Source organism: Luteibacter sp. W1I16, from assembly GCF_050434905.1.
Classification (GTDB): Bacteria; Pseudomonadota; Gammaproteobacteria; order Xanthomonadales; family Rhodanobacteraceae; genus Luteibacter.
In genome coordinates, this window is record NZ_JBNDJJ010000001.1 from 3,840,160 (window position 1) to 3,863,127 (window position 22,968).

Genomic DNA, 22,968 nt, shown 5'->3' on the forward strand with positions numbered 1-22,968 from the left:
GGCCTTCGTTTGCCGGTTACGCTGAGGGGTCGTCCCCAGGGTGCCGCCCGATGAAAAACGTTGTCCGCCTGTCACTCGCCGTCGTCACTCTCGCGGGGGCGCTGGGCGCCACGGCCGCCACCTTCGATCCGCGCGAGACCTTCGCGCCATTCACCTATCCCCAGCCGGTCAACGCGTACCGCTCCGGCAGTGGCATGCCCGGTCCCCTGTTCTGGCAGAACCGCGCCGACTACGACCTCGCCGCCACCCTCGACCCGGCCAAGAACACCATGACGGGCAAGGCGACCATCCACTACACGAACAACAGCCCCGACGCGCTGGACGTGTTGTGGCTTCAGTTGGACGAGAATCGTTTCACCGCCGATGCCCGGGGCAACTTCACCTCGGGGAAGACGGAAAAGCGCCACACCGATGGCTATCGCATCGCTTCGGTGACGGTGAAGCAGGACGGCAAGGAGGTCGCCGTGAAATATATCGTCAGCGACACGCGCATGCAGGTGAGGTTGCCCGAGGCGCTGGCGGCACGCGGCGGCAAGATATCGTTGACGATCGCGTATTCCTACGACTTGCCCGGCGACTTCGGTGGCCGCACCGGGTTCGCTCCCTCGAAGAACGGCGATATCTACGAGATGGCTCAGTGGTATCCGCGCATGTGCGTCTACGACGACCTGCGCGGCTGGGACACGGCGCCGTACCTCAACAGCGAGTTCTACCTGGAATATGGCGACTTCGATTACGCGGTCACCGTCCCTTCGGACATGATCGTCGCCGGCTCGGGTGAACTGGTGAACGCCGAGGACGTCCTCACCGCCACGCAGCGCGAACGACTTGCCAAGGCCCGCGAAAGCGATGCGACGGTGATGATCCGGACGCCCGCCGAAGTGACCGATCCGGCCAGCCGGCCGAAGAAGGGTGGCACGCTCACCTGGAAATTCCGCATGAAGAACACGCGCGACGTGGCCTTCGGTGCGTCGACGGCGTATGTGTGGGATGCGGCGCGGATCAACCTGCCGGAAGGCAAGAAGGCTCTGGCGATGTCGGTCTATCCGGTGGAGAGCGTCGGAGACGCCAGCTGGGGCCGTTCCACGGAATACCTGAAGGCTTCGGTAGAGCATTTTTCCAGCAAGTGGTATCCGTACCCGTATCCCGTCGCGATCAACGAAGCCGGTTCGGCCGCCAGCGGCATGGAATATCCGGGCATCGTCTTCGATCCCATGAAGGCGCCGGCCAAGGCGTTGCACATGGTCACCGCGCACGAGATCGGCCATACCTGGTTCCCGATGATCGTCGGCAGCGACGAGCGCCGTAACGCATGGATGGACGAGGGCTTCAACACCTTCATCGACGTGTACGAGGCCGATGCCTTCAACCATGGCGAATTCGCGCCCAAGCGTGACGGCGAATACGCGCCGAAGGGTGGCAATCCCGTCGACGAGATCCTGCCCCTGCTGGCCGACGCGGACGCGCCGCCGTTGCTGATCGGCGCCGATATGGTCAAGGAGAAGTACCGCCATCCCGCGACTTACTTCAAGGCCGCGCTCGGGCTGGTCCTGTTGCGCGAGCAGATCGTGGGGCCGGAGCGTTTCGATCCCGCGTTCCGCAAGTACATCGCCACGTGGGCGTACAGGCATCCCTCGCCTTCGGACTTCTTCCGCCTGATGGAAAGCGAAACGGGTGAGGACCTGTCCTGGTTCTGGCGTGGATGGTTCGCAAACAACTGGCAGCTCGACATGGCGGTCACCAAGGTCGACGGCTCGAACGTCACCGTGGAAAACCGCGACCAGCTCGTGATGCCGGCGACGCTTCGCGTCACCTTCGAGGACAAGACCACGCTCGACATCCGCATCCCCGTGGAGACCTGGCAACAGCACAAGAGCTTCGAGGTGACCGTGCCGGGTGGGCGCAAGGTGGTGCGTGCCCAAATCGATCCCGGCCACGCGATTCCCGATCGCGACCGTTCGAACGACACCTGGCCGCGCTGACGGAGGGCCCGATGTCTCCGCGCGTCACCGCGGTCTCCAACCTCTTCGCCATCGTCGTCGCGGCGGTGGCGTGGCCGGCGCTCGTCTTGCAGTACTGGCTGACGATGTGGGCCGGCTTCGACAGCCTGGAGGTGCTGCGCTTCTTCAGCTTCTTCACCATCCTTTCCAACGTGCTGGTCGGTCTGGTGGCCGCATCGACGGCGATAGGTGGCGGTTGGGGACCGCTCGCGTTCTGGCGCCGCCCGCGCGCTCGCGGGCTCGCGGCGGTGTCGATCACCGTCACCTGCCTGGTGTACGCGACCGTGCTGCAGTCGACATGGGAACCTCACGGCCCGCAACTCGTCGCGGACAGGGCGTTGCATTACGTGGTGCCGGCGCTGTACCTCGTCTGGTGGATCGCGTTGCTCCCGCACGGGACGCTGGTGTGGCGTGACGCCTTGCGCTGGCTGTGGTTTCCGCTGGTATTCGCCCTGTGGACCTTTGCCCGTGGTGCGATCGTGCACGAATACCCGTATCCCTTCCTGGACGTCGACCGCCTCGGTTACGCGACGGCGCTAGTGAACACGACGCTGGTCGGTGTCGTCTTCCTCATTTTGGGAACGGCCTTCGTCGCGCTCGATCGAACCCTTGCCGGAAGCCGCCTCAGCGGCTCGGGCCGGGTGCCCTGACCGCGGGCCCGCGCCTGCACATGCCGTGCGCGCCCGGGCGGACTACAATGGGCCGATGATCTTTCGCTGGTTCGAATCCCTCATCGACATCTTCCGCGAGGCGCCCGACCGCGCCCCGCCCAAGGGCGTCGTACGCTTCTACGCCTATTACCTGCGCCAGGTGTGGAAGGTCTTCGCCGCCGCCCTGGTCGTGGGTCTGGCCGTGGCTCTGATCGAGGTGGCGCTGTTCGACTTCCTCGGCCGCGTGGTCGACATGGCGCAGAAGACGCCGGCGGCCGTGTTCTTCCAGACACATTGGCGCACGCTCGCCTGGATGGGCTTCGTCGTGGTGATCCTGCGCCCGATGGCGATCGGCCTGCACGACCTGCTGGTGAACCAGACACTCAGCCCCGGCATGACCAATATGGTCCGCTGGCAGCATCATCGCTACGTGCTCAAGCAGAGCCTGTCGTTCTTCCAGAACGATTTCGCCGGCCGCATTGCGAACCGGATCATGCAGACGGCACCGGCGCTGCGCGAGTCCGCGGTGCAGGTGGTGGACGCCTTGTGGTACGTGAGCGTCTACGCGGGGACCTCGGTCTATCTGTTCGCCAAGGCCGATGTCTGGCTGGCCCTGCCGCTGGTGCTGTGGATCGCGGCATACATCGGCATGCTGGTGTTCTTCGTGCCGAGGGTGAAGGAGCGCTCGTGGAAAGCATCCGAGGCGCGGTCCAAGTTGATGGGCCGCATCGTCGATGGCTACAGCAACGTGATGACGCTGAAGCTCTTCGCGCATACGCACCGCGAAGAGGCGTATGCGAAGGAGGCGATGCAGGAGCAGACCGACAAGGTGCGTTCCTCCAGCCGCATGATCACCTCGATGGACGTCGCCATCACGTCACTCAATGGCTTGCTGATCGCGGGCACGAGTGCGCTGGCGCTGTGGCTGTGGTCGCGCGGCACGGTCTCCACGGGACAGGTGGCGCTGGCCGTGGGCCTGGTGATCCGCATCAACAACATGTCCGGCTGGATCATGTGGGTCGTCAACGGCATCTTCGACAACGTCGGCACGGTGCAGGACGGCATCACCACGCTCGCCCAGGAACGCACCGTGGTCGACCGCGACGATGCGCTTCCGCTTCGCGTGACGAAGGGCGAGGTCCGTTTCGACAACATCCATTTCCACTACGGCCGGGCCGGCGGCATCATCGGTGGCCTGGACCTGATCGTCCGGCCGGGCGAGAAGATCGGCCTGGTCGGTCCCTCGGGCGCGGGCAAGTCGACGCTGGTGAATGTGTTGCTGCGCCTGTACGACCTCGAGGATGGCCGTATCTTCATCGACGGGCAGGACATCGCCAGGGTCACGCAGGAGTCGCTGCGTTCGAACATCGGCGTCGTCACGCAGGACACGTCGTTGTTGCATCGCTCCATCCGCGACAACCTGCTGTATGGCCGGCCGGACGCGAGTGAAGCCGAGATGGCCGAGGCCGTCCGCCAGGCGCGGGCCGACGAGTTCATTCCGGGCCTCTCCGACGGCGAGGGGCGCACCGGCTACGAGGCCCATGCGGGCGAGCGGGGCGTCAAGTTGTCCGGTGGCCAGCGCCAGCGCATCGCCATCGCGCGCGTGCTGCTGAAGGACGCGCCGATCCTCGTGCTCGACGAGGCGACCTCGGCGTTGGATTCCGAAGCGGAGGCGGCCATCCAGGAAAGCCTGGAAACCCTGATGCGCGGCAAGACGGTGATCGCCATCGCGCACCGTCTTTCGACGATCGCGAAGATGGACCGGTTGGTGGTGATGGAGCATGGTGCGATCGTGGAGACTGGCACGCATGGCGAGCTGATCGCGCGCGGTGGCCTGTATGCGCGGTTGTGGGCGCATCAGACGGGCGGGTTCGTCGGGGTCGAGTAGGTTCGGCTGGCGAGCGGGTTCGGGTTTTACGGTGGGTTCGGCTTCGCAGGTATCGCCGACAGGGTCGGCTCCCACCGAGCAGGTTGCCGCTCTGGCTGGGAGGTTGCCGCTCTGGCTGGGAGGTTGCCGTTCTGGTGGGAGCCGACCCTGTCGGCGATGCTCTTCAGCCCCGCGGTTCCTGCGCCTCCCGCTCGATCCACCCGATGAACGCCAGCGCCGCCGCGGAAGGCGGGCGGTGCGCGGAATGCACGAGGTAATAGGCATACCGCGTCGGTAACTCCGGCCCCGGCAAGCGAACCAACCGGCCGTCCGCAAGGTGCGCGGCGGCGAGCCGCGGTCCGCGCGAGCACCGCGCCCAACCCCGCCGCCGCGGCGTTCAGGCCATCGGCCGAGTCGCTGATCGTATGCATCGTGCCACCGCGCGGGTAGCGGACACCCGCGGCGCGAAACCACTCGCGCCAGCCTTCCGGCGCGATGTCGGTGAGAAGAGGCAGGCCGGCGACGTCCTCGGCGACCTGCACCTGCGACGCCAGTTCCGGTGACGCGAGGGGCTGCAACGAATCGTCCATGAGGAAGCGCGAGGTCAGGCCCGGCCATTGACCGAGGCCATAGCGGAGTCCGAGATCGGGGCCGCCCTCCTCGAAGCGCACCAGCGAGCGATCGGTATCGATCGACAATCGTACCGTGGGATGCGCGTCGATGAACCGGCGCAGGCGGGGCGTGAGCCAGTTGGCCGCAAGGGACGGCAGGACGCTCAGGCGCAGCCCGTTGTCCCGGCGATGCTGGCGCAAGCTGTCGAGTACCGATTCCACCTCGGCCAGGGCTGAGCCCGCGGCGTCGGCGAGCAGGCGTCCCTCTGGGGTCAGGGCCACGCCACGCGCGTGGCGCTGGAACAGGCTCACGCCCAAGGCGGTTTCCAGCTTGCGCACGTGGTGGCTCACCGCGCTGGCGGTGAGGTGGAGTTCCTCGGCCGCATGGGCGAAGTTCTGGTGCCGGGCGGCGGAGGCGAAGGCGGCGAGGGCGGGGAGCAGGGCGGAACGCATCGTAGGGATGAATCAAATGAGAGGCTGGCTTGCAAAGGATGCGCTTGTGCGGCCTCCGGTTCCAGCGACAATAAGACTCAGCCACAAGCGAGGTTCGTATGTCCGCCGCCGATACCCCCGTCGAATCCATCGTGTCCGCCGCCGAGAGGGACTGGCGCACGCCGGTGGAGCTTGTCGCCCTCGGCGCCATCTGGGGTGGTTCGTTTCTCTTCATGCGAGTGGCGGCCAAGGACTTCGGGCCGTTCCCCATGGTTGCCACGCGCCTGCTGTTCGGCTCGGTGATCCTGCTGCCCTTGCTGCTGCGCGCCCGCAAGACGATCCGTCTCGCCCACCTGTGGAAGATGCTGGTGCTGGGCGCGCTGAGCGCCGCCATCCCCTTCACCTTGTTCGCCTGGGGCGCGGAGCGGGCACCGGCGGGTATCGGCGCCATCGCCAACAGCATGACGGTCCTGTTCGCCGCCCTGGTGGCTTTTGTCGGTTTCGGTGAAAAGATCGGCACGCGCAAGGCGATCGCGCTCGTGGCGGGTTTCGTCGGTGTCGTGGTGTTGGCCACCGGCCGCACCGCGGGGGAAAACGTCGCGCCCGCGGCGCTCGCCGGTGCCGCCGCGGCGTTCTGTTATGGCCTGGCGGCCAACCTCATCAAGAAGTACCTGTCGGATATCGCGCCCACCGCGGTGGCGGCCGGCTGCCTGTCGGGCGCCACCCTTCTGATGGCTCCGCTGGCGCTGCTGACCTGGCCGGACGCGCCGATTCCGGCGAAGTCGTGGACCGCGGTCATCGCGCTCGGCGTGGTGTGCACCGGCCTGGCTTATGCCTTCTACTTCCGTCTCATCCAGCGTATCGGTGCCTCGCGCGCCGCGACCTCGACCTACCTCGTGCCCTTGTTCGGCGTGGGCTGGGCGTGGATGTTCCTTGGCGAGGCCCTGACGCCGACCATGGCGCTGGCGGGCGCGATCATCCTCGGCAGCGTGATCCTGAGCCAGAAGCGGTCGGTGTGATCCATCGCCTGGCGAGGTCTTTCGCCAGGCCGCGCGACGTGGAATAGTCCCGGCACCTCATCCGCCACCGGACACGACATGCCGCGTCTTCGCCACCTCCTCGCCTTCGGCGTCACCAGCTTCGCCTTCGCCCTGGCCGCACATGCGCAGGATGCCGCGCCGGCATCCGTCGCCGCCGGCGCCGACGCGCGTCCCGCCGCGCTGGCCGACTTCGACGCCTACGTCGACGCCACGCGCAAGCAGTTCGACGTGCCGGGTATCGCGGTGGCGATCGTCAAGGACGGCAAGGTGGTGCTCGAGATGGGCTCGGGCGTGCGCAAGCTGGGCGAACCTGCAAGGGTGGATGCGCATACGCAGTTCGCCATCGCGTCCAACACCAAGGCGTTCACCGCTGCTTCGCTGGCGATCCTCGCCGACGAGCACAAGCTCGACATGAACGACCGCGTGATCGACCGCCTGCCTTGGTTCCAGATGTCCGACCCGTACGTGACGCGTGAGATGCGCGTGCGCGACCTGCTCGCCCATCGCAGCGGCCTCAGCCTGGGCGCGGGCGACCTGCTGTACTGGCCGGCCACCTCGTATTCCACGAAGGAAGTCGTGCAGCGGTTGCGCTACGTGCCGCTGGCCAACAGTTTCCGTGCCGGCTACGCCTACGACAACATCCTCTTCGCCGTGGCCGGGCTGGTGATCGAGCAGGTATCGGGCAAGCCATGGGCCGATTTCGTGCGCGAGCGCATCTTCGTGCCGCTGGGCATGACCGAATCGCAGTCGCATGCACCGGACAGCATCGGCCCGAACGACGACATCGCCACGGGCCATGCGAAGTTCGACTTCAAGGACCTGAAGCCGGTGGGGGCGATGTCCTGGAGCAACAACCCCACGGCCGGTGGCATCTACACCAGCGTGCACGACCTGTCCAAGTGGATGAACATGCAGCTGGCCGGCGGCACGTACACCGATGCCTCCGGCAAGGAGCAACGCCTCTTCAGCGAGAAGCGCCAGACCGAGATGTGGTCGTTGATCACCCCCATCACGATCTCCGAACCCAATGTTCCCGAACTCAAGGCGGCGAAGCCCAACTTCTACGGCTATGGCGAAGGCTGGTTCGTTTCCGACTATCGGGGTCACAAGCTCGTCTGGCACACCGGTGGCTGGCCCGGCATGGTGTCGCGCCTGACCCTCGTGCCCGACCTGAAGCTCGGTATCGTCGTGCTGACCAACCAGGAGTCGGGTGCGGCGTTCCAGGCGGTGACGATGCGTGCGCTGGATGCCTACATGGATGCACCGAAGACGGACTGGATCGCGGCTTACGCGGCCAGCGTGAAGAAGATGGAAGGCAATGCCGACGACAGCATGAAGAAGCACGAAGCGGCGCGTGCGAAGGGTTCGAAGCCTTCGCTACCGCTGGACGGCTACGCCGGCACCTACCGCGATCCGTGGTACGGCGATGTCACCGTGGCCAAACAGGGCGGCAAGCTGGTGATGACCTTCAGCAAGACCGCGCAGCTGACCGGCACGCTGGAGCCGTGGCAGCACGATACCTTCATCGCCCGCTGGAACGACCGTTCGCTCAACGGCGACGCCTTCGTCAACTTCGCGCTCGACCCCGACGGCAAGGTGCGCGAAGTGCGGATGGAGCCGGTATCGCCGCTCACCGACTTCAGCTTCGATTTCCAGGACCTCCGCCTGGCACCCGTGGAAGCGTCGAAATAAGCAGCTTCAGCTGGCCGGATCCGGATCGGTCGACGCCTTCGGCGCGCCCGCTGCGGTCGGGCCGGGCAGGTCGCCCATGTTGCCGCCCGAGCGCAGCACGAGGTCCTGCGGCCGGAGCAGGGGGATCTCCGCGCCGCGCAGGCGCGCGATGATGTCGAACAACAGGTCGCTCTTCACGCCGCCGACGTCGCGCGGGCTGCCCACGTAGCAGACGGCGACGAAGGTCATCGCCGCGCGGTCGATGTTGTCGAGCGTGACCGACGCGGCCGGCGTCTCCTGCACCGACGCGTGCGCGTGCATCGCTTCGAGCATGTGCTCGCGCACGTCCACGGGATCGCTGTCCAGCGGCATCGGCAGCTTGATCAGCACACGGCCCTGCGGGTTGGCCATCGTCATGTTACGCACGGGCTTGGTGATGAACGACGAGTTCGGCACGATGATGGTCGAGCGGTCGGCCACCTGGATCTCGGTGGCGCGCACGTTGATGCGGCGGATGTCGCCTTCCGCATCGTCCAGCACCACCCAGTCGCCGACCTTCACCGGCCGCTCCGCCAGCAGGATGAGGCCGGAAATGAAGTTCTGCACGATCGCCTGCAAGCCGAAACCGATACCCACCGAGAGCGCCGACGCCACCCAGGTCACGTTCTGCACCGAGAGGCCCATCGCCAGCAGGGCGATCGCCACCACGATCACGATGCCGACATAGCCCAGAAGGGTGGTGAGCGAGCTGCGCATGCCCGGATCGAGATTGGTCCTGGGCAGGTACTGTTCCGACATCCAGTTCTTGATCACGCGCACGGCCAGCAGGCCGAGGAAGAACAGCGCGATCGAAGTGAGGATCTGGCTGGGTTTCAGTTCGACGTCGTAGATCTTCAGCGATTGCAGCTTGCTGCCTAGCGTGAGGAGGTCGGTGGTGCCGGTGCCGAAGCCGGACATGACGGCGGTGATGCCGAACAGGAACAGGCCCAGGCGAACCACACCCGACAGCAGTACGCCCGCCTGGTCGAGCAGCTTCGGATGGGTGCCGAAGATGGCCTGCGCGCGGGCACTCATCGGGCCCTTCTCGGAAAGCAGCGTCTCGAACAGGTCGTCGACGAGGCGCATCGCCAGGTACGTCGCGGCGATCACGATCGCGGTCCATACCACCTGTCCCGCCATGAACGAGGCGAACGAGATGAAGCCGGTCAGCAAGGCGATCCACGACGCGACGATGGCGATCCATGCCGCCGCGATGAGCACGCTTGCCCAGATGGGCCGGGGCGCGGGCGGCGTGCCGTCTTCGTCGTGATGATGCGTGCGTCCCAGCCGCAGCAGCGCCAGCGCGCTGAGCGTGGTGAAAACGATCGCCTGCAGGCTGCTGGTGAGCACCGTGGCGGCGAGGCTGGTACCGATCGTGTGGTTCAACTGCTTCAGGAAGTAGAACAGCACTACCGCCAGCGAGATCAGCATCGGGAAGCGGCGCAGGTCGATGGCGGTCTGGTCGGAAATGGCCGGCAGGCGCCACGACGGCCGTTTCGCCGAAATCAACGACCTGCCGAGGCCGGCGATGAAGGCGCCGAAGAAGACGAGCTGCACGATCGTGCGCGCGATCTCGTCGGTCTCCTGGCTGAAGGTGTCGTTCCAGTTCAGGCCGAGGTAAAGCAGTTGCGTGCCCAGGCCGGTGGTGAGCGTCGAGGTGAGGGCGATGCCGAGGATCAACGCCGAGCGGCGCAGCCTTCCGGGCGGCATGCGGTTGGCGGTGAGGTGGCGAACGCGATGTTCGATGTAGAAGCGCACGCCGGTCATCAGTAACAGGCCGAGCAGCGCGCAGGTGATCAATGCCGTGCGGTTGCCGACGTTCCAGCTGGCCGCGACGTCGGTCCTGACCGTGCCGGCGAAGTCGCTCAGGTTGGCGGCGTCACGAGGGAAAGCCGCCGCCGGTTCCGACCAGAACGGCCGCGACAGGGGGGAGTTCGTGCGTTGCGAAATGAGTTCCTGGAAACGGATGCGGCGCAGGTCGGAGAGCTGGTTCGCCGTCTGCTGGGCTTCCAGCGCGATGCCGTCGGCTTGCTTGACCTGCGCATCCACGGCGTCGAAGGTCTTCTGTGCGTCCTTGCGGGTGGCGGCGAGCTCCGGGGCTTCCTTGGTGCCGGCGGCGGGGGGCGGCCCCAACTGATCCAGCCGTGCCTTCGCCGCGTCCCGGTTCTGTTGCAGCGAGGCGGACAGCTTCTGCGCGTCTCCGGCCACGTCTCCGGATTTCCCGCGCAGGTCGTCGATGATCGTGTTGGTGATCTTGTCGTCCTTCATGGCCTTCTCGATCTGGTCGAGGCGGCCACGCAGGTCGTCGATCTGCTGCGGCGTGCTGGGGGCGTCCGCCTGCGCGAACGCGCCCCCGGAGGCGGCGAGGAGGAAGGCGATGAAGAGAATTCTCAGGATGCGCATGAAGGGATCATCGGAGCCGGTGTCGGCCAGGTCAAATGCCCGATGCATGCGTTACCCTCGGTGAACGGCGCGTCCGGCGGCTCCCATGCGGCAATGCAGCTTTGCCGGGGAGGGTGCCGCCGCTATCCTGCCGCCCCTTTCTCCACGCCTGGAATGCCCCATGCGCAAGAAGCTGGTCGCCGGTAACTGGAAGATGCATGGCTCCCGCGCCATGGCCGACGCCCTGGTCAGGGAGATCGTCGAAAACCGGCCCGATGGCGTGGATGTCGTCGTTTTCCCTCCGGACGTGTATCTCGATGGCCTGACACGCGACTATGGTGACCGCGGCCTGGGCTTCGGTGCGCAGGACCTGTCGGAACATCACGTGCAGGGGGCCTATACCGGAGAGATCGCCGGCGACATGTTGCATGACGTCGGCGCCCGCTGGGTCCTGGTGGGCCATTCGGAACGGCGCCAGTACCAGCACGAAAACGATGCGTTGCTGGCGAAGAAGTTCGAGGCGGCATGCAAGGCGCACCTCACGCCGATCCTCTGCGTGGGCGAGACCCGCGACGAGCATGAGGCAGGCATCGCCGAGGAGGTGATCGGCCGCCAGCTGGCCGCGGTGCTGGAGCACAACGGCATCGGCGCGTTCCGCGAGGCGGTGGTCGCCTACGAACCGGTCTGGGCCATCGGTACGGGCCTGACGGCGACCCCGGCCAAGGTGCAAAAAATTCATGCCTTCATCCGTAGCCAACTGGCAAAAAAGGATGCTAATATCTCGCTCCTGACCCGGGTGCTTTACGGCGGAAGCGTCAAGCCGGCCAATGCGGCCGAACTTTTCGCCCAACCGGACGTGGACGGGGGACTCATCGGTGGCGCCGCCCTGGTGGCTTCCGATTTCCTGGATATATGCGCCGCGGCGCGATAATCGCGACACGGCAAACCAAGAAGACATGTTCATTCTCTTCAGCGTTTTCTATATCCTGATCGCCGCGGCGATGATCGTGCTGATTCTCATGCAGCGCGGTGCTGGCGCGGAGGCAGGTTCCGGCTTCGGTGGCGGTGCTTCCGCCACGGTGTTCGGTGCGCGTGGCTCGTCGAGCTTCATGACCCGCGCCACGGCAGTCCTCGCAGCCCTGTTTTTCTTGCTCAGCCTCGGCATGGGCATCTACCTCGGTCGCTCGGGTAACCCCCAGCCGGCCGCGGATCTTGGTGTGATGTCCGGCGCCACCACGCCGGCCGCTCCCGCCAACAACGCTCCGGTGACCCCGGCCGCGTCGGACGTGCCCCGCGCACCCGCCGCAGCCAACGGTGACACCCCGGCCGCCACGGCGCCGGCTCCGGCAGCGAACAACGATGTTCCGGCCCCGAAGCAGGAAGCCACCAAGGCTCCCGCCGAACCGGCCAAGAAATAAAAACAGCGACACACGCGACACGCTGTAAAAGTTATGCCCAGGTGGCGGAATTGGTAGACGCACTACCTTGAGGTGGTAGCGGCTTAGGCTGTGGGGGTTCGAGTCCCCCCTTGGGCACCAACAACCGGTTTCAGCGGAGGCACTCCGTATCGAACCACAGAGAAACCCGCCATCTGGCGGGTTTTTTTGTGCCCGTCGAACGCCGGCCGATCTCAGGCGTCCCCGTGAAGCGACGCGAATGAGCCACCTTTGGCACATGGCAAACGGGACACTCCGTGACAGTTTCACATTGCCCTCTCGCGGCTGGTTGCGACCCGGTTCTCGTACGGCGAGGTGGAACGCGTCCTTTTCGACATGGAGACAGGTATGTTCGGTCAACGATTCCTTGTGATCTATTCAGGCGTACTCACGGCGGTTTTCGCGGTGTCGATGCTGTCAGGCTTTACGAAAACCTCCGCCACCTCGTTCGATGAAATCAATGTGCAGCGGATCAACGTGCGCGAGGCTGACGGCACGGTTCGGATGATCATCACGAACGGCGCCCGGATGCCGGGGGTGATCGTCAAGGGCAAAGAGCAGCCTAAGGTGGATCGGCCACAGGCTGGAATGATCTTCTACAACGACGAAGGCTCGGAGAACGGCGGGCTTATCTTTGGCGGGAAGCGGCTCGCCAACGGAGACGTCGTGGATGCCGGAGGAAGCCTGTCGTTCGATCGCTATAACGCGAATGAAGTCGTGAAGCTCATCGGTGTCAACGACAAGACGGATAGCTTCGCTGGACTGGCTATCTCGGACAGCCAGGAAAACGGTCCGAACCATCGCCGTATATGGGTGGGGCGGTCTGATGACGGATCGGCATCGTTATCCTTGATGGATGCCGCAGGGCATGAACGAATTCAATTGTCCGTGCCTGCCACCGGTACGCCCCAGATCGCGTTTCTCGATGAGCATGGCAAGACGATAAAAACCTTGAGCGGCGATAGGGATTCGAGTCAACGCTGAGCAAAGCGACCGAGCCCAGGAGCTTCGGCCCTGGGCTCGGTCATCGAGCCGGTTCTCCGGCATCGCCTACCAGGGCACGGTCCGCCCCAGATAATCCAGATAGTGGAGTCCACCGCGCCCTTCATGGGCCTCCATCGTATCGAGCAGGTTCGGAATACTCTCCTCGATGCTTAAGCGAGCGTCGGGACCACCCATATCCGTCCGCACCCATCCCGGCGCCATGAGAAGCAACGTGCGTGGATCGCCGGCGTGCCGGGCGGCGAAGCTGCGCATGAACATGTTGAGCGCGGCCTTGCTGCCACGATAGACCTCGTGGTTGCCGTTGGTATTGTTGGTGAGACTGCCCTGGCCGGACGACATCACGCCGATGGTCCCTTCCGGACGCACCAGATCCTGGAACGTCTCGACGACTCGCATTGGGCTCAAGGAGTTCGTCACCATCACGCGGACGAATTCCTCCGTGGAGACATCGGCGATGGTCTCGCGATGGTCGTTCGTGACACCGGCATTCACGAAAAGTACGTCCAGTGGCCGATCCGAGAGACGCGCTCGAAGGCTGGCGACCTGTTCCGGAAGGGTGATGTCCACGATTTCCACGTCGAGCGCGTCGGGGGACGCCGCCGAGAGTTGGCGAAGCCGGTCGGTCGAACCGACCCGCCCCGTGGCAATCACCTTCCAGCCACGGCGCAAGAATTCTTTGGTCATGGCGAACCCGAGGCCGCGGGACGCGCCAATAAGCAGAACGGTTTTGGGGGAGGGTTTCATCGATCGATCCTGAAGAGCGGTCCGCTTACGATAGGGACGGATCGGATAGGCGGAAGGCGCGCGGGCCGCAGGTATTCATTGCGTCGAACGCCTTGTCATGCCTGCTGCCGTAGGATGAGCCATGACCGAGCCAGACCTGAACCTGTTGATCGCGCTCGACGCGCTGCTTGCCGAAGGGAGCGTGGCGAAGGCGTCGCGACGCCTGGGATTGAGCGACTCGGCCATGAGCCGGACCCTTGCCCGATTGCGTGCCGTCACCAACGATCCGCTGCTCGTCCGGGCAGGGCGGGGCATGGTGCTGACGCCTTATGCGGAAGCGCTTCGCGGACGCACACGGGACATCGTCCATGAGGCCCTCGCCATGCTTCGTCCCGCGGTCAGCGAAAGCGATGTCACGAGCTTGCATCGCACGTTCACGATCCGGGCGAACGACGGTTTCGTGGAAGCATTCGGAGCCGTGCTCATCGCCGAAGCGGCAAGGGAAGCGCCACGCGTCTCCCTGCGCTTCGCGCCGAAGGCCGAGAAAACATCCACGTACCTGCGCGAAGGGCTGGCCGATCTCGAGATCGGTGTCGTCGCCGACATGGGTCCGGAGGTGCGCGTGCAGGCGCTGTTTCGCGATCGTTTCGTGGGCGTGGTCAGGAGAGGACATCCACTGGCCGCGAAGAAGAGCGTGACACCCCAGCACTACGTCGCCTTCGGCCATGTCGTCGCATCGCGCACGGGGCGTACGGCTGGCCCGGTCGACGACGCGCTCGCGGCGCTCGATATGAAACGGCACATTGCGGCGGTGGTGCCGAGTTTCCCGGCCGTGCTGGCCGTGGTACGAACGTCGGACCTCGTCGGCCTCGTGCCCGCCTCGTTCGTCGACGCGATTTCGCGTCTCGAAGATCACGCGGGGCCTCGTGCGATCCATGCGTTCGGCCTTCCCGTCGAAACCCCCGGTATCACCGTTTCGCAGATGTGGCATCCACGTCTCGATCGGGATGCCGCCCACCAATGGCTTCGGAAACTGGTGCTAGGCGCCTGTCGCGGCGATGCGCCGTTGGTCTGACAGCGAAGGCAAGGGGTTGTAGTCTATCTATTCCCCCCCTGACGGCACATACATGCCTTGCTGTGATTGCGAATCCACCGGTGAATCGCTGGCCCGGTCCAGGGCGCAGCGACGCGTGTTGTGGGCGGTGCTCGGCATCAATGTGCTGATCTTCGCGGGCGAGTTCGGTGCTGGCATCTGGGCGCATTCGACGGCGCTCCAGGGCGACTCGCTGGACAGTCTCGGCGATGCGCTGGTTTACGCGGTCAGCCTGGTCGTCGTGGGGCGCTCGCTGCGTTCGCGTGCGGGCGCGGCGTTGATGAAGGGCTTCGTGCAGTTGCTGTTCGCGGGCCTCGTGCTGGCTGAAGTCATCCACAAGCTGATCGTCGGGCCAGCACCCTTGCCAGGCGTGATGGCGGTGGCGGCGAGCCTGGCGCTTCTGGGCAACGGGGCATGCCTCGCATTGCTCACGCGGTTTCGTTCGCACGACATCAACATGCGCTCGGTCTGGTTGTGCTCGCGCAACGATGTGATCGGCAATGCAGGCGTGCTCGTCACCACGGCTCTCATCGCGTGGACGCACTGGCCATGGCTGGACCTGCTGTTCGGCGGCGCTCTTGCGTTGTTGTTCGCCCGCACCGGCGTGCATGTCCTGTCCACGGCGTGGCACGATTTTCGATCGCCACGCCCCGTCGCGCACGGCTGAAGGCATCGCGGTCGCCTTTCCCCGCCATCTGACTTACGATCCCCTTTCCGCTGCCGCAGGCGGCATGCGAATCGATCGGGGAGTGGCCATGGCTGTGACGCAAGAGCAACTGGAGAAGCTGTTCGGCTTCGCCGTGGAGTTCGCCCAGCAGATGTTGCAGAAGAACGGCGAGTTCTATCCGTTCGGCGCGACGCTGGGATTGGACGGCCAGATCGCCGCGGAGGGGGGCTACGACGGGGATGACGATCATCCCAGCACGCAGGATGTCTACGTGGCCGTGTCCGATCGACTGGCCGCCGCGGGTGCGGACGGCCGCATCCGCGCCGCCGCCCTGGTGGCGAACGCCACCGTGCCGGAAGAACTGGAAGTGCCTTCGCGCGACGCGATCCGCGTGCGCCTTGAGGCCGAAGGTTTCGCGCGCTTCATCTACGTGCCGTATGAGCCGTCGGAGGAGCAGGCCATCCGCCTGCACGATCCCGTGCTCATCGACATCGACCCGGCGTTCTTCCCCGCCTGACGGGGTCGCCTTCAGACGAGCAGGCGCTGCCAGCGTGGAGGCACGCGTCCTTCGGGACCCGGTACCGGCTGGTCCACCGGATGGCTATGCGGCGGCGCCAGCGCCGGGCCTTCGAACATGTCGTCGTTGCGGTAGTCGTAGAACCAGTCCTCACCGGGCTCGAAGCTCTGGATGATCGGATGGCCGGTTTCCTGGGCGTGCTTGCTGGCGTGCTTGTTCAGGGAGTCGTCGCAGCACCCGATATGCCCGCATTGGGCGCAGCGGCGAAGGTGGAACCACCAGCTGCCGGTCTGCTCGCACTCGACGCAGCCGGTGCCGCTGGGTCGTGCCTTGGGGTCGATGCCGTCGTTCTGGGTCGTCATGGGTAAGCTCCGCGGATCCGGCGTCGATCGTATCCCGGGCGCGAGGCTTTCCGCTTGTCCCCGTGTGCCGTCACAAAAATTCAGAACAGGCGGCCGGCGCGGCGCAGGGCGGTGTCTTGCATGCGGTCGACGGACGCGGCCAGTGAACGCAGGGCGATACGCAACTCCATCGCGTTAGGGCAGCCGCTGGCCAATAACGATTCGATGCGCTCGGCCGCATCCGCCACGCTCAGGTGTTCGTGTTGCAAGGCGTGGCGCGCCACGTGGTTGGCGCGGAACTGAGCTTCGTCGTAATCGTGGTGCAGCAAGGCCTGGAGCAGCCCGAGGGCCTCCAGAGATATCTCCTGGGCTGCCATGACGTAACGCATCCGGCGATTAAGGCCGAATCCGGCGCCCGTTCGCAATCCTCCATCTGGCCTACTCAAGGAATACGCGAAACGTCCGGGGGGAGGCTGCCGCCGCATTGACGGCTATCCTCGGAAACGTGGTGACGATCGGGGTTTGACCCGGCGTGTTCGCCGATAATCTCCAGGGACCTATCGAAGGGAGCGGGCATGCCCGACACCGATCTTCCCCTCGCGCACCCGGACATCACGCCACCGCCGCGCGAGCGCACGTTCGAACTCGGCCTCGCCCTTGCCGGCGCGGTCTCAGGAGGGGCCTACGCCGCCGGGGTGCTCGACTTCCTCTACGAAGCGCTCGAGCGCTGGTATGTGGCGAAGGAAGCCGGCCTGCCCGTACCGGACCACGATGTCCTGTTGCGTGTGGTGTCCGGTGCCTCGGCGGGCAGCATCAACGGGGTGATCTCCGCCGTGGCGCTGCCTTACGCGTTTCCGCACGTGCACGCCTCGGAGGGTGAGGCCGCGGTGGCCAATCCCTTCTACGATGCCTGGGTGAAGCGGGTGGATATCCGCCACTTCCTCGGCACGAACGATCTCGCCGACAAGGACCTTCCGATCGCCTCGTTGCTGGATACCCATTGCCTGGACGAGATCGCGGCGAATGCCTTGCGTTTCCAGGGCGAACCACTCGCCAGGCGGTACATCGCGAACCCCCTGAAGTTCGTCTTCACCGTCACAAACCTCCGCGGCATTCCTTATGCCGTGCCGTTCGCCGGCAATGGCGCGCAGGCCGGCCACGGGATGGTGGCGCACGAGGACTACCTGCGTTTCTCGGTAGACACGGGGCAGGGCATCTACGACCGAGCGTGGCAGTATCCGGACGACCTCTACGTGGCGCACCCCAAACGGCTCCCGGACAGGGGCTGGAGTGCGTTGATGACCGCCGCGCTGGCCTCGTCGGCGTTCCCCGGCGGGTTGCGCCACCGCGAAGTGGAACGGCGCTGGAGCGACTACCTGCAGCGCAGCGTCGTGATCCCCGACGAGCACGGCATGTCTCGCGTGGTGACGATCGAGCCGAAGCGCGACGTGCTCGACCACGGTTCCGCCACCTATCGCTTCGTGGGCGTGGACGGCGGCGCGATGGACAACGAGCCATTCGAGCTGGCCCGGACCGAACTGGCGGGCATGCTCGGCCGCAACCCGCGGCGGGGCGATCAGGTGAACCGCATCGTGTTGATGGTGGACCCGTTCCCCGAGCCGGACGATCTCGGCCCGGAGTACGCGGCTCCGCTCAATGTCGTCGGCGCTCTGGCGGCGTTGTTCGCCTCCTGGAAGCAGCAGGCCCGGTTCAAACCCCGCGAGATCGCCCTGGCGATGGACGATGCCGTCTACAGCCGCTTCCTCATCGCGCCGACCCGTTCGTCCGCGGATGGCTCGGTGCGCTGGCTGGGTGGCCGGGCGGTGGCGGCGGGCGCTTTGGGTGGGTTCTCCGGGTTCTTCGCCGAAGCGTATCGCCGGCATGATTTCCTGCTCGGCCGGCGCAACGCGCAGCGCTTCCTGGCCGAGCATTTCCTCGTGCCCGCGAACAACCCGATCGTCGCCTCCTGGACCGGCGATCCGGCGATGGCGGGCTACCTGCGCACGCGTGACGGCGTGCTTCATGCGCCCGTCATTCCGCTGATCGGCGAGTGCGACCCGGCGCGGCGGGAGGATTGTCTGCCGGAATGGCCCAAGGGCGCGTTCGACCCGGCGAGTCTGATGCCGGCGATAAGCAAACGCATGGACGCGTTGTATGCCGTCGCCACCGACAAATGGAAGGACAAGCTGCTGACGTGGCTGGCGTGGCGTACGTACGCACGCCGCAAGCTGCTTGCCCTGGCGTCGCGCCGTCTCGTGGATGTCTTGCGCAAACACGATCTCTGGTAAGTGACTTCTGCCGGTTTCGTGTCCTTAAATCGTGGCAAAAGAGGTAGGCCTTCGCATTCGTGAAGACGCAGTTCTCATTTTGATGAAAAATCGGTCAATAGGTATATAGCCGCGGCGTTCATTCGGTAGTAGGTTGGAACTGGGCAACTCCTACGCGGGTAACGTATGAGCATCACAGCCTCGCCTCGCGTCATCGTGTTCGAAGACCACTCCGGACTCGCTTCGGCGCTTACCGACCTGCTCGAAGAGCGGCTTGGCTACGATGTGGCCGCTTGCGCCGGCTGTATCGAAGAAGCCATTCGCGTCGCCCATGTGGAGCGTTGCGACGTGGCGGTGGTCGATCTCGACCTGCAGGGTGTCATGGCGTATCCCGCGCTGGATGAACTCCAGCGCCGGGGTATTCCCTACGTGCTCGCCACGGGGGCGATGCCGGTGGATATACCCGGGCGCTATCGCGCGCCGCTGGTGCATAAACCCTATAGCGCCCATCAACTGGAACAGGCGATCCGCGAGGCGAGCGGATTAGCGGCCTGCTAAGCCCGCGCCTGCTCAATCCAGGGACGGCTCGTCGAACATGCCTCGCTCGCTCTGGCGTTCCTCGAACTTTCCGCCCCGACGAACGCGGATCGAATTCTCCACGTCCTTGACCCCGGTGGCATCCGCCACGGCGTCTTCGGCCAGGTGCTTCATATAGCGCTCGGGTACCTCGCCGCTGAGGTGGACGACGCCACTCGTGACCTTGACTTCGATTCCCGACGCGTCGATGGCATCGTGCTCGCTCAAGCGTTCGCAAAGGTCGTCATGAATGCGTTCGTCGGTCCGCACGTAGCCTTTCGGGCCGACGCCGCGATGGCCCCCGGGATAACCCGATGGGCTCCAGTCGCGACCGTCACCGCCGTAGAGACCGGGCGATTCGGCGCGTCCGAAATCCCGGTGACCCGGAAGTGGTCCGGCGTGGTAACGGTGATGGCCGCCGAATTCGCGATGCCCCGGATGCTGCTGGTTTTGCCGGGAACCGCGGCCCGCCTCGTAGGGACTGCCGCCGAAGTCGCGTGAGTCGCGATAGCCGTAGGTACCTCCGAATTCGTCGCCCGGATACCGGGTGTCGTCGTGGCGGGGCTTGTCGTAGCGTTCGTCGAAGCGGTTCATGCCGGTGCTCCAGGAAGGGATGCCGGGCCAGTGTTGTCCTGCCCGCATGCAGTACGTGTTGCCGGCGTGTCAACGGCCCGTCGCGGGCCGTGGTAGCGTGCGCGGCGATGAAGAAAGATAGACGCATGCTCGCCCGTGGTGGCGCGGGCGCCCTGGCCGCCATCGTGCTGTTCCTCTCGGGAGCCTGGGGCGCCTTTGCGCTGGCGTACCAGTTTCCCGGCCCCCGCGCGGTGCGCCTCGTCGCCGCGTCCATGTGGGTCCTGGGCTGCGTCGTGCTCTGGTTCGCGTGGATCGGCTGGCACGTCGCCTGGGCACCCGGGGGCCTGCTCATCGCGTTCACCGCGTTGCTCGCGTGGTGGGCGACGGTCCGGCCGCGCAATGACCGGCTCTGGGCGGACGATGTCGCGCGGCTCATGCACGGCGAGGTGGACGGCCCACGCGTCGTGCTGCACAACGTGCGCGATTTCGACTGGCGCACGGACGACGATTACGACGTGCGTTGGGACACCCGTGAATACGACCTCGACCGTCTCGCACGCGCCGATGCCATCCTTTCCTATTGGTCGGGCGAGGCCATCGCCCACGCGATGCTTTCGTTCGGCTTCGACGACGGCCGCCACGTGGTCTTCTCCGTCGAGATCCGGCGCAAGCGTGGCGAGGCGTTCTCCGAGATCGGCGGTTTCTTCAGGCAGTTCGAACTGATCCTGATCGCCGCCGACGAGCGCGATATCGTTCGGGTTCGCAGCAACGTGCGTGGCGAGGACGATTACCTTTTCCCGTTGCGGATGACGCACGACGCCATGCGCTCGCTGTTCCTTTCTTACGTGGCCGCGGCCAACGAACTGGTCGGCAGGCCACGCTTCTACAACACGGTCACTTCCAACTGCACCACCATCGTCTATCGCATGGCGAAGCGGATCGATGGCGCGTTGCCTTTCGACCTGCGCCTGCTGCTCACCGGATACCTGCCTGAATACCTCAGCGACAACGGCACCCTCGATCGCCGTCTCGGCGTCGATGAATGGCGTCGCCTGGGGCGGATCACGGACAGGGCGAGAGCGACGGGTCCGCGGGACGATTTTTCCGCGGCGATCCGGGCCGGCGTGCCACCGGCTCAATCGCCGCCGTCGGGCGATTCCACCGCATAGCCGCGACCCTTCAGGGCCGCGAGGTAGCCCTCCGCGCCGAGCAGGTCGTCGATCGAGACGATGGCGACGGTCTGGGTGTTACTGGCGACCGCTTCGTCGACAGCGGCGAGCCACCGCGTTTGAACGGCCTTGGGAACATCGGCGAGACCGATCCGTTGCGCCACGCCACCTTCGGTGACGGCATTGAGGCAGGTGATGCGCTGCTTCGCACGACGGTCGTCGCGCAGCGCCGCGACATCGCCCGTGGCCCAGGCGTTCGCACGCGCGGCCATGTCGGCGAGTTGCGCGTCGATGTTGTCGATGCTCTGGGTGAAACAGGACACATCGTCCAGCGTGGAGCGCTTGAACGCCTTGATCGCGGCACGTGGATCGTCCACGAGCAAGATGTACTCGACGGCCACTTCCTTCACGCCGTGCTTCTTCGCCAGTGACGAGACGGTGCGAGTGACGTCGCCCGAGCGGGAGAGGCCCGTCTTCTTCACCGCGTCCTTGTAGAGTTCGATGGCGGCGAAGATCGGACGGTAGCGCTCCACGCCGCGGTCGTTGCCTATGTAGCGGGCTTTCACCGCGAGCCAGCGCGCGTAGACCTCCGCGGGCACGCTGTCTTTCAGCGTCGCGCCGTCCGGCGCGTTGCGCACGCCTATCAGGGAAGGAAGCAGGGCGAGGCGGCCGAAGAAGCCCGTGTTCGGCTTGATCTCGACGTGGGGTGGCATGAGCAGCGCGCCGGCATGCGAGAGCGCCTCGTCGATCTCGTCCGTCTTCCAGGTCATCTTGCGCGGCAGCGGGGTGAGGGTGCCGAGGATGAGTAGCGTGTGGCCGTCGCGGGTGGCGCGCCAGAGCCCGGGGCCCGGCTGTTCGCCGCTGACCGTCACGGCTTCCAGGGTGGGTACGGCATCGCCGGGCGGAGGCGTTTGCGCGTCTGCCGTCGTGGCGAGGCAGCCGCCGAGCAAGGCGAGAAGGAGGATGAGGCGGGCAGGGGCGTGTCGCATCGGCAAAGTCTAGGGCAAGGCGCCGGGGCGGCGCCGCCGTGCTCACCGGCCGCTCGCCCGGCATTCACGCAAGATGACGACAATCGAGGCTTTAGCCGAAACGGAGGCAGCCATGAAGATTGGCATCATCGGTGCCGGCAATATCGGCGGCACGCTGGCGCGACGCCTTCGGGCGCTCGGGCACGAGGTATTCATCGCCAATTCCCGCGGTCCGCATACGCTGACCGGCCTGGAGAACGAAACGGGCGCGGTGGCCGTGACCGCCCATGAAGCGGCGCGCGCGGGGGAGATCGTCATCGTGACCATTCCCGAATCGAAGATTCCCTCGCTGCCGGCGGATTTGTTCGCGGGCGTTCCCGAGGACACCGTGGTGGTCGATACGGGCAACTACTACCCGCGCCAGCGCGACGGACGCATCGCGCCGATCGAGGAAGGCGTGCCGGAAAGCCAGTGGGTGGCCGACAGGCTCGGCCGGCCGGTGATCAAGGCGTTCAACAACATCTATGCCGATCACCTGCTGAAGGGCGGAAAGCCGGCGACAGCGGACGGGCGTATCGCCCTGCCCGTGGCGGGCGACGATGCCAACGCGAAAGCGAAGGTGCTGAAACTGGTCGACGAACTGGGCTTCGACGGGGTCGATTCGGGTACGCTCGCCGACTCGTGGCGCCAGCAACCCGGCTCGCCGGTGTACACGACCGACCGCGACCTCGAAGGCGTGCAGCAGGCGCTGCTCGCGGCCGTGCGTGAGCGACAGCCGGAATGGCGCGCGACGGATGCGAGCCCGGGCGATTTCGACACGCCCCGATGAGCACTCGCGTGACTTCCACGTGAAGGTTCGGCATACGGCGTCTTCCGTTGTGGGAGCCCATGGGAACGGATAATCTTGCGCACCGACGATGTAGCCGTGACACCCATGGATC

Annotated in this window: 22 protein-coding genes and 1 tRNA gene; 16 read left to right on the forward strand and 7 right to left on the reverse strand. The window is 65.7% G+C overall.

What is annotated here, in order from left to right:
* Positions 1-50 precede the first annotated feature (50 nt).
* Genes QFZ41_RS16870 through QFZ41_RS16880 form a run of 3 tightly spaced genes read left to right on the forward strand, consistent with a single transcriptional unit; the run spans position 51 to position 4,538 of the window.
* The gene (locus tag QFZ41_RS16870) at positions 51-1,982 is read left to right on the forward strand and encodes a M1 family metallopeptidase (RefSeq protein ID WP_429199795.1); all 1,932 of its coding nucleotides are present in this window, start codon (positions 51-53) and stop codon (positions 1,980-1,982) included.
* A gap of 11 nt (positions 1,983-1,993) precedes the next feature.
* Positions 1,994-2,650: a Pr6Pr family membrane protein gene (locus QFZ41_RS16875; RefSeq protein WP_429199796.1), complete on the forward strand. Its 657-nt coding sequence runs from the start codon at positions 1,994-1,996 to the stop codon at positions 2,648-2,650.
* Between the two features lie 55 nt (positions 2,651-2,705).
* Positions 2,706-4,538 carry an ABC transporter ATP-binding protein gene (locus tag QFZ41_RS16880; RefSeq protein WP_429199797.1) on the forward strand — a complete coding sequence of 611 codons (1,833 nt, stop codon included), beginning with the start codon at positions 2,706-2,708 and terminating at the stop codon, positions 4,536-4,538.
* A gap of 26 nt (positions 4,539-4,564) precedes the next feature.
* Here the strand turns inward: QFZ41_RS16880 and QFZ41_RS16885 are convergent, their stop codons facing one another.
* Positions 4,565-5,581 (reverse strand): LysR substrate-binding domain-containing protein, encoded by a 1,017-nt coding sequence (locus QFZ41_RS16885; protein ID WP_429199798.1) that lies wholly within the window; start codon positions 5,579-5,581, stop codon positions 4,565-4,567.
* A 98-nt stretch (positions 5,582-5,679) separates the two neighbouring features.
* Here QFZ41_RS16885 and QFZ41_RS16890 point away from each other — a divergent pair, with 98 nt between their 5' ends.
* Positions 5,680-6,579, forward strand: coding sequence for a DMT family transporter (locus QFZ41_RS16890; protein WP_429199799.1), 900 nt, complete (start codon positions 5,680-5,682; stop codon positions 6,577-6,579).
* A gap of 78 nt (positions 6,580-6,657) precedes the next feature.
* Positions 6,658-8,292, forward strand: a complete 1,635-nt coding sequence (locus QFZ41_RS16895; protein WP_429199800.1) for a serine hydrolase — start codon at positions 6,658-6,660, stop codon at positions 8,290-8,292.
* Positions 8,293-8,298: 6 nt separating this feature from the next.
* On the opposite strand, the gene QFZ41_RS16900 is transcribed toward QFZ41_RS16895, so the two are convergent.
* Positions 8,299-10,761, reverse strand: a complete 2,463-nt coding sequence (locus QFZ41_RS16900) for a DUF3772 domain-containing protein (RefSeq protein WP_429199801.1) — start codon at positions 10,759-10,761, stop codon at positions 8,299-8,301.
* 112 nt (positions 10,762-10,873) lie between these two features.
* Between QFZ41_RS16900 and tpiA the strand changes: the two genes are divergently transcribed.
* From tpiA to QFZ41_RS16920, 4 genes are all read left to right on the forward strand, one after another.
* Positions 10,874-11,623, forward strand: coding sequence for a triose-phosphate isomerase (gene tpiA, locus QFZ41_RS16905; RefSeq protein WP_429199802.1), 750 nt, complete (start codon positions 10,874-10,876; stop codon positions 11,621-11,623).
* A 25-nt stretch (positions 11,624-11,648) separates the two neighbouring features.
* Positions 11,649-12,110: a preprotein translocase subunit SecG gene (secG, locus tag QFZ41_RS16910; RefSeq protein WP_371023106.1), complete on the forward strand. Its 462-nt coding sequence runs from the start codon at positions 11,649-11,651 to the stop codon at positions 12,108-12,110.
* A 35-nt stretch (positions 12,111-12,145) separates the two neighbouring features.
* Positions 12,146-12,230, forward strand: a tRNA-Leu gene (locus QFZ41_RS16915).
* 246 nt (positions 12,231-12,476) lie between these two features.
* The gene (locus QFZ41_RS16920) at positions 12,477-13,112 is read left to right on the forward strand and encodes a hypothetical protein (RefSeq protein WP_429199803.1); all 636 of its coding nucleotides are present in this window, start codon (positions 12,477-12,479) and stop codon (positions 13,110-13,112) included.
* Positions 13,113-13,178: 66 nt separating this feature from the next.
* Here QFZ41_RS16920 and QFZ41_RS16925 read toward each other — a convergent pair whose 3' ends face one another.
* Positions 13,179-13,877, reverse strand: a complete 699-nt coding sequence (locus tag QFZ41_RS16925; RefSeq protein WP_429199804.1) for an SDR family NAD(P)-dependent oxidoreductase — start codon at positions 13,875-13,877, stop codon at positions 13,179-13,181.
* Between the two features lie 121 nt (positions 13,878-13,998).
* On the opposite strand from QFZ41_RS16925, the gene QFZ41_RS16930 reads away from it, so the two are divergent.
* From QFZ41_RS16930 to QFZ41_RS16940, 3 genes are all read left to right on the forward strand, one after another.
* On the forward strand, positions 13,999-14,931 hold the full coding sequence (locus QFZ41_RS16930) for a LysR family transcriptional regulator (RefSeq protein WP_429199805.1): 933 nt from the start codon (positions 13,999-14,001) through the stop codon (positions 14,929-14,931).
* A gap of 52 nt (positions 14,932-14,983) precedes the next feature.
* Positions 14,984-15,616 carry a cation transporter gene (locus QFZ41_RS16935; protein ID WP_429199806.1) on the forward strand — a complete coding sequence of 211 codons (633 nt, stop codon included), beginning with the start codon at positions 14,984-14,986 and terminating at the stop codon, positions 15,614-15,616.
* An 88-nt stretch (positions 15,617-15,704) separates the two neighbouring features.
* On the forward strand, positions 15,705-16,133 hold the full coding sequence (locus QFZ41_RS16940) for a hypothetical protein (protein WP_429199807.1): 429 nt from the start codon (positions 15,705-15,707) through the stop codon (positions 16,131-16,133).
* 11 nt (positions 16,134-16,144) lie between these two features.
* On the opposite strand, the gene QFZ41_RS16945 is transcribed toward QFZ41_RS16940, so the two are convergent.
* Both QFZ41_RS16945 and QFZ41_RS16950 read right to left on the reverse strand, forming a co-directional pair.
* Entirely contained in the window at positions 16,145-16,495 is a 351-nt protein-coding gene (locus QFZ41_RS16945; RefSeq protein ID WP_429199808.1) for a UBP-type zinc finger domain-containing protein, read from the reverse strand.
* Positions 16,496-16,575: 80 nt separating this feature from the next.
* Entirely contained in the window at positions 16,576-16,851 is a 276-nt protein-coding gene (locus QFZ41_RS16950; RefSeq protein ID WP_429199809.1) for a hypothetical protein, read from the reverse strand.
* Between the two features lie 198 nt (positions 16,852-17,049).
* Between QFZ41_RS16950 and QFZ41_RS16955 the strand changes: the two genes are divergently transcribed.
* Both QFZ41_RS16955 and QFZ41_RS16960 read left to right on the forward strand, forming a co-directional pair.
* Positions 17,050-18,762 (forward strand): patatin-like phospholipase family protein, encoded by a 1,713-nt coding sequence (locus tag QFZ41_RS16955; RefSeq protein WP_429199810.1) that lies wholly within the window; start codon positions 17,050-17,052, stop codon positions 18,760-18,762.
* A gap of 165 nt (positions 18,763-18,927) precedes the next feature.
* Complete coding sequence (locus QFZ41_RS16960; protein ID WP_429199811.1) at positions 18,928-19,299, forward strand: response regulator; 372 nt, start codon at positions 18,928-18,930, stop codon at positions 19,297-19,299.
* A 12-nt stretch (positions 19,300-19,311) separates the two neighbouring features.
* Here the strand turns inward: QFZ41_RS16960 and QFZ41_RS16965 are convergent, their stop codons facing one another.
* On the reverse strand, positions 19,312-19,911 hold the full coding sequence (locus tag QFZ41_RS16965) for a BON domain-containing protein (protein WP_429199812.1): 600 nt from the start codon (positions 19,909-19,911) through the stop codon (positions 19,312-19,314).
* 107 nt (positions 19,912-20,018) lie between these two features.
* Here QFZ41_RS16965 and QFZ41_RS16970 point away from each other — a divergent pair, with 107 nt between their 5' ends.
* Positions 20,019-21,059: a DUF4105 domain-containing protein gene (locus QFZ41_RS16970; RefSeq protein WP_429199813.1), complete on the forward strand. Its 1,041-nt coding sequence runs from the start codon at positions 20,019-20,021 to the stop codon at positions 21,057-21,059.
* On the opposite strand, the gene QFZ41_RS16975 is transcribed toward QFZ41_RS16970, so the two are convergent.
* Positions 21,026-22,048, reverse strand: a complete 1,023-nt coding sequence (locus QFZ41_RS16975) for a TraB/GumN family protein (protein WP_429199814.1) — start codon at positions 22,046-22,048, stop codon at positions 21,026-21,028. The two genes, QFZ41_RS16970 and QFZ41_RS16975, sit on opposite strands and share 34 nt — an antisense overlap.
* Before the next feature lie 73 nt (positions 22,049-22,121).
* Here QFZ41_RS16975 and QFZ41_RS16980 point away from each other — a divergent pair, with 73 nt between their 5' ends.
* Positions 22,122-22,856 carry an NADPH-dependent F420 reductase gene (locus tag QFZ41_RS16980; RefSeq protein ID WP_429199815.1) on the forward strand — a complete coding sequence of 245 codons (735 nt, stop codon included), beginning with the start codon at positions 22,122-22,124 and terminating at the stop codon, positions 22,854-22,856.
* Positions 22,857-22,968 lie beyond the last annotated feature (112 nt).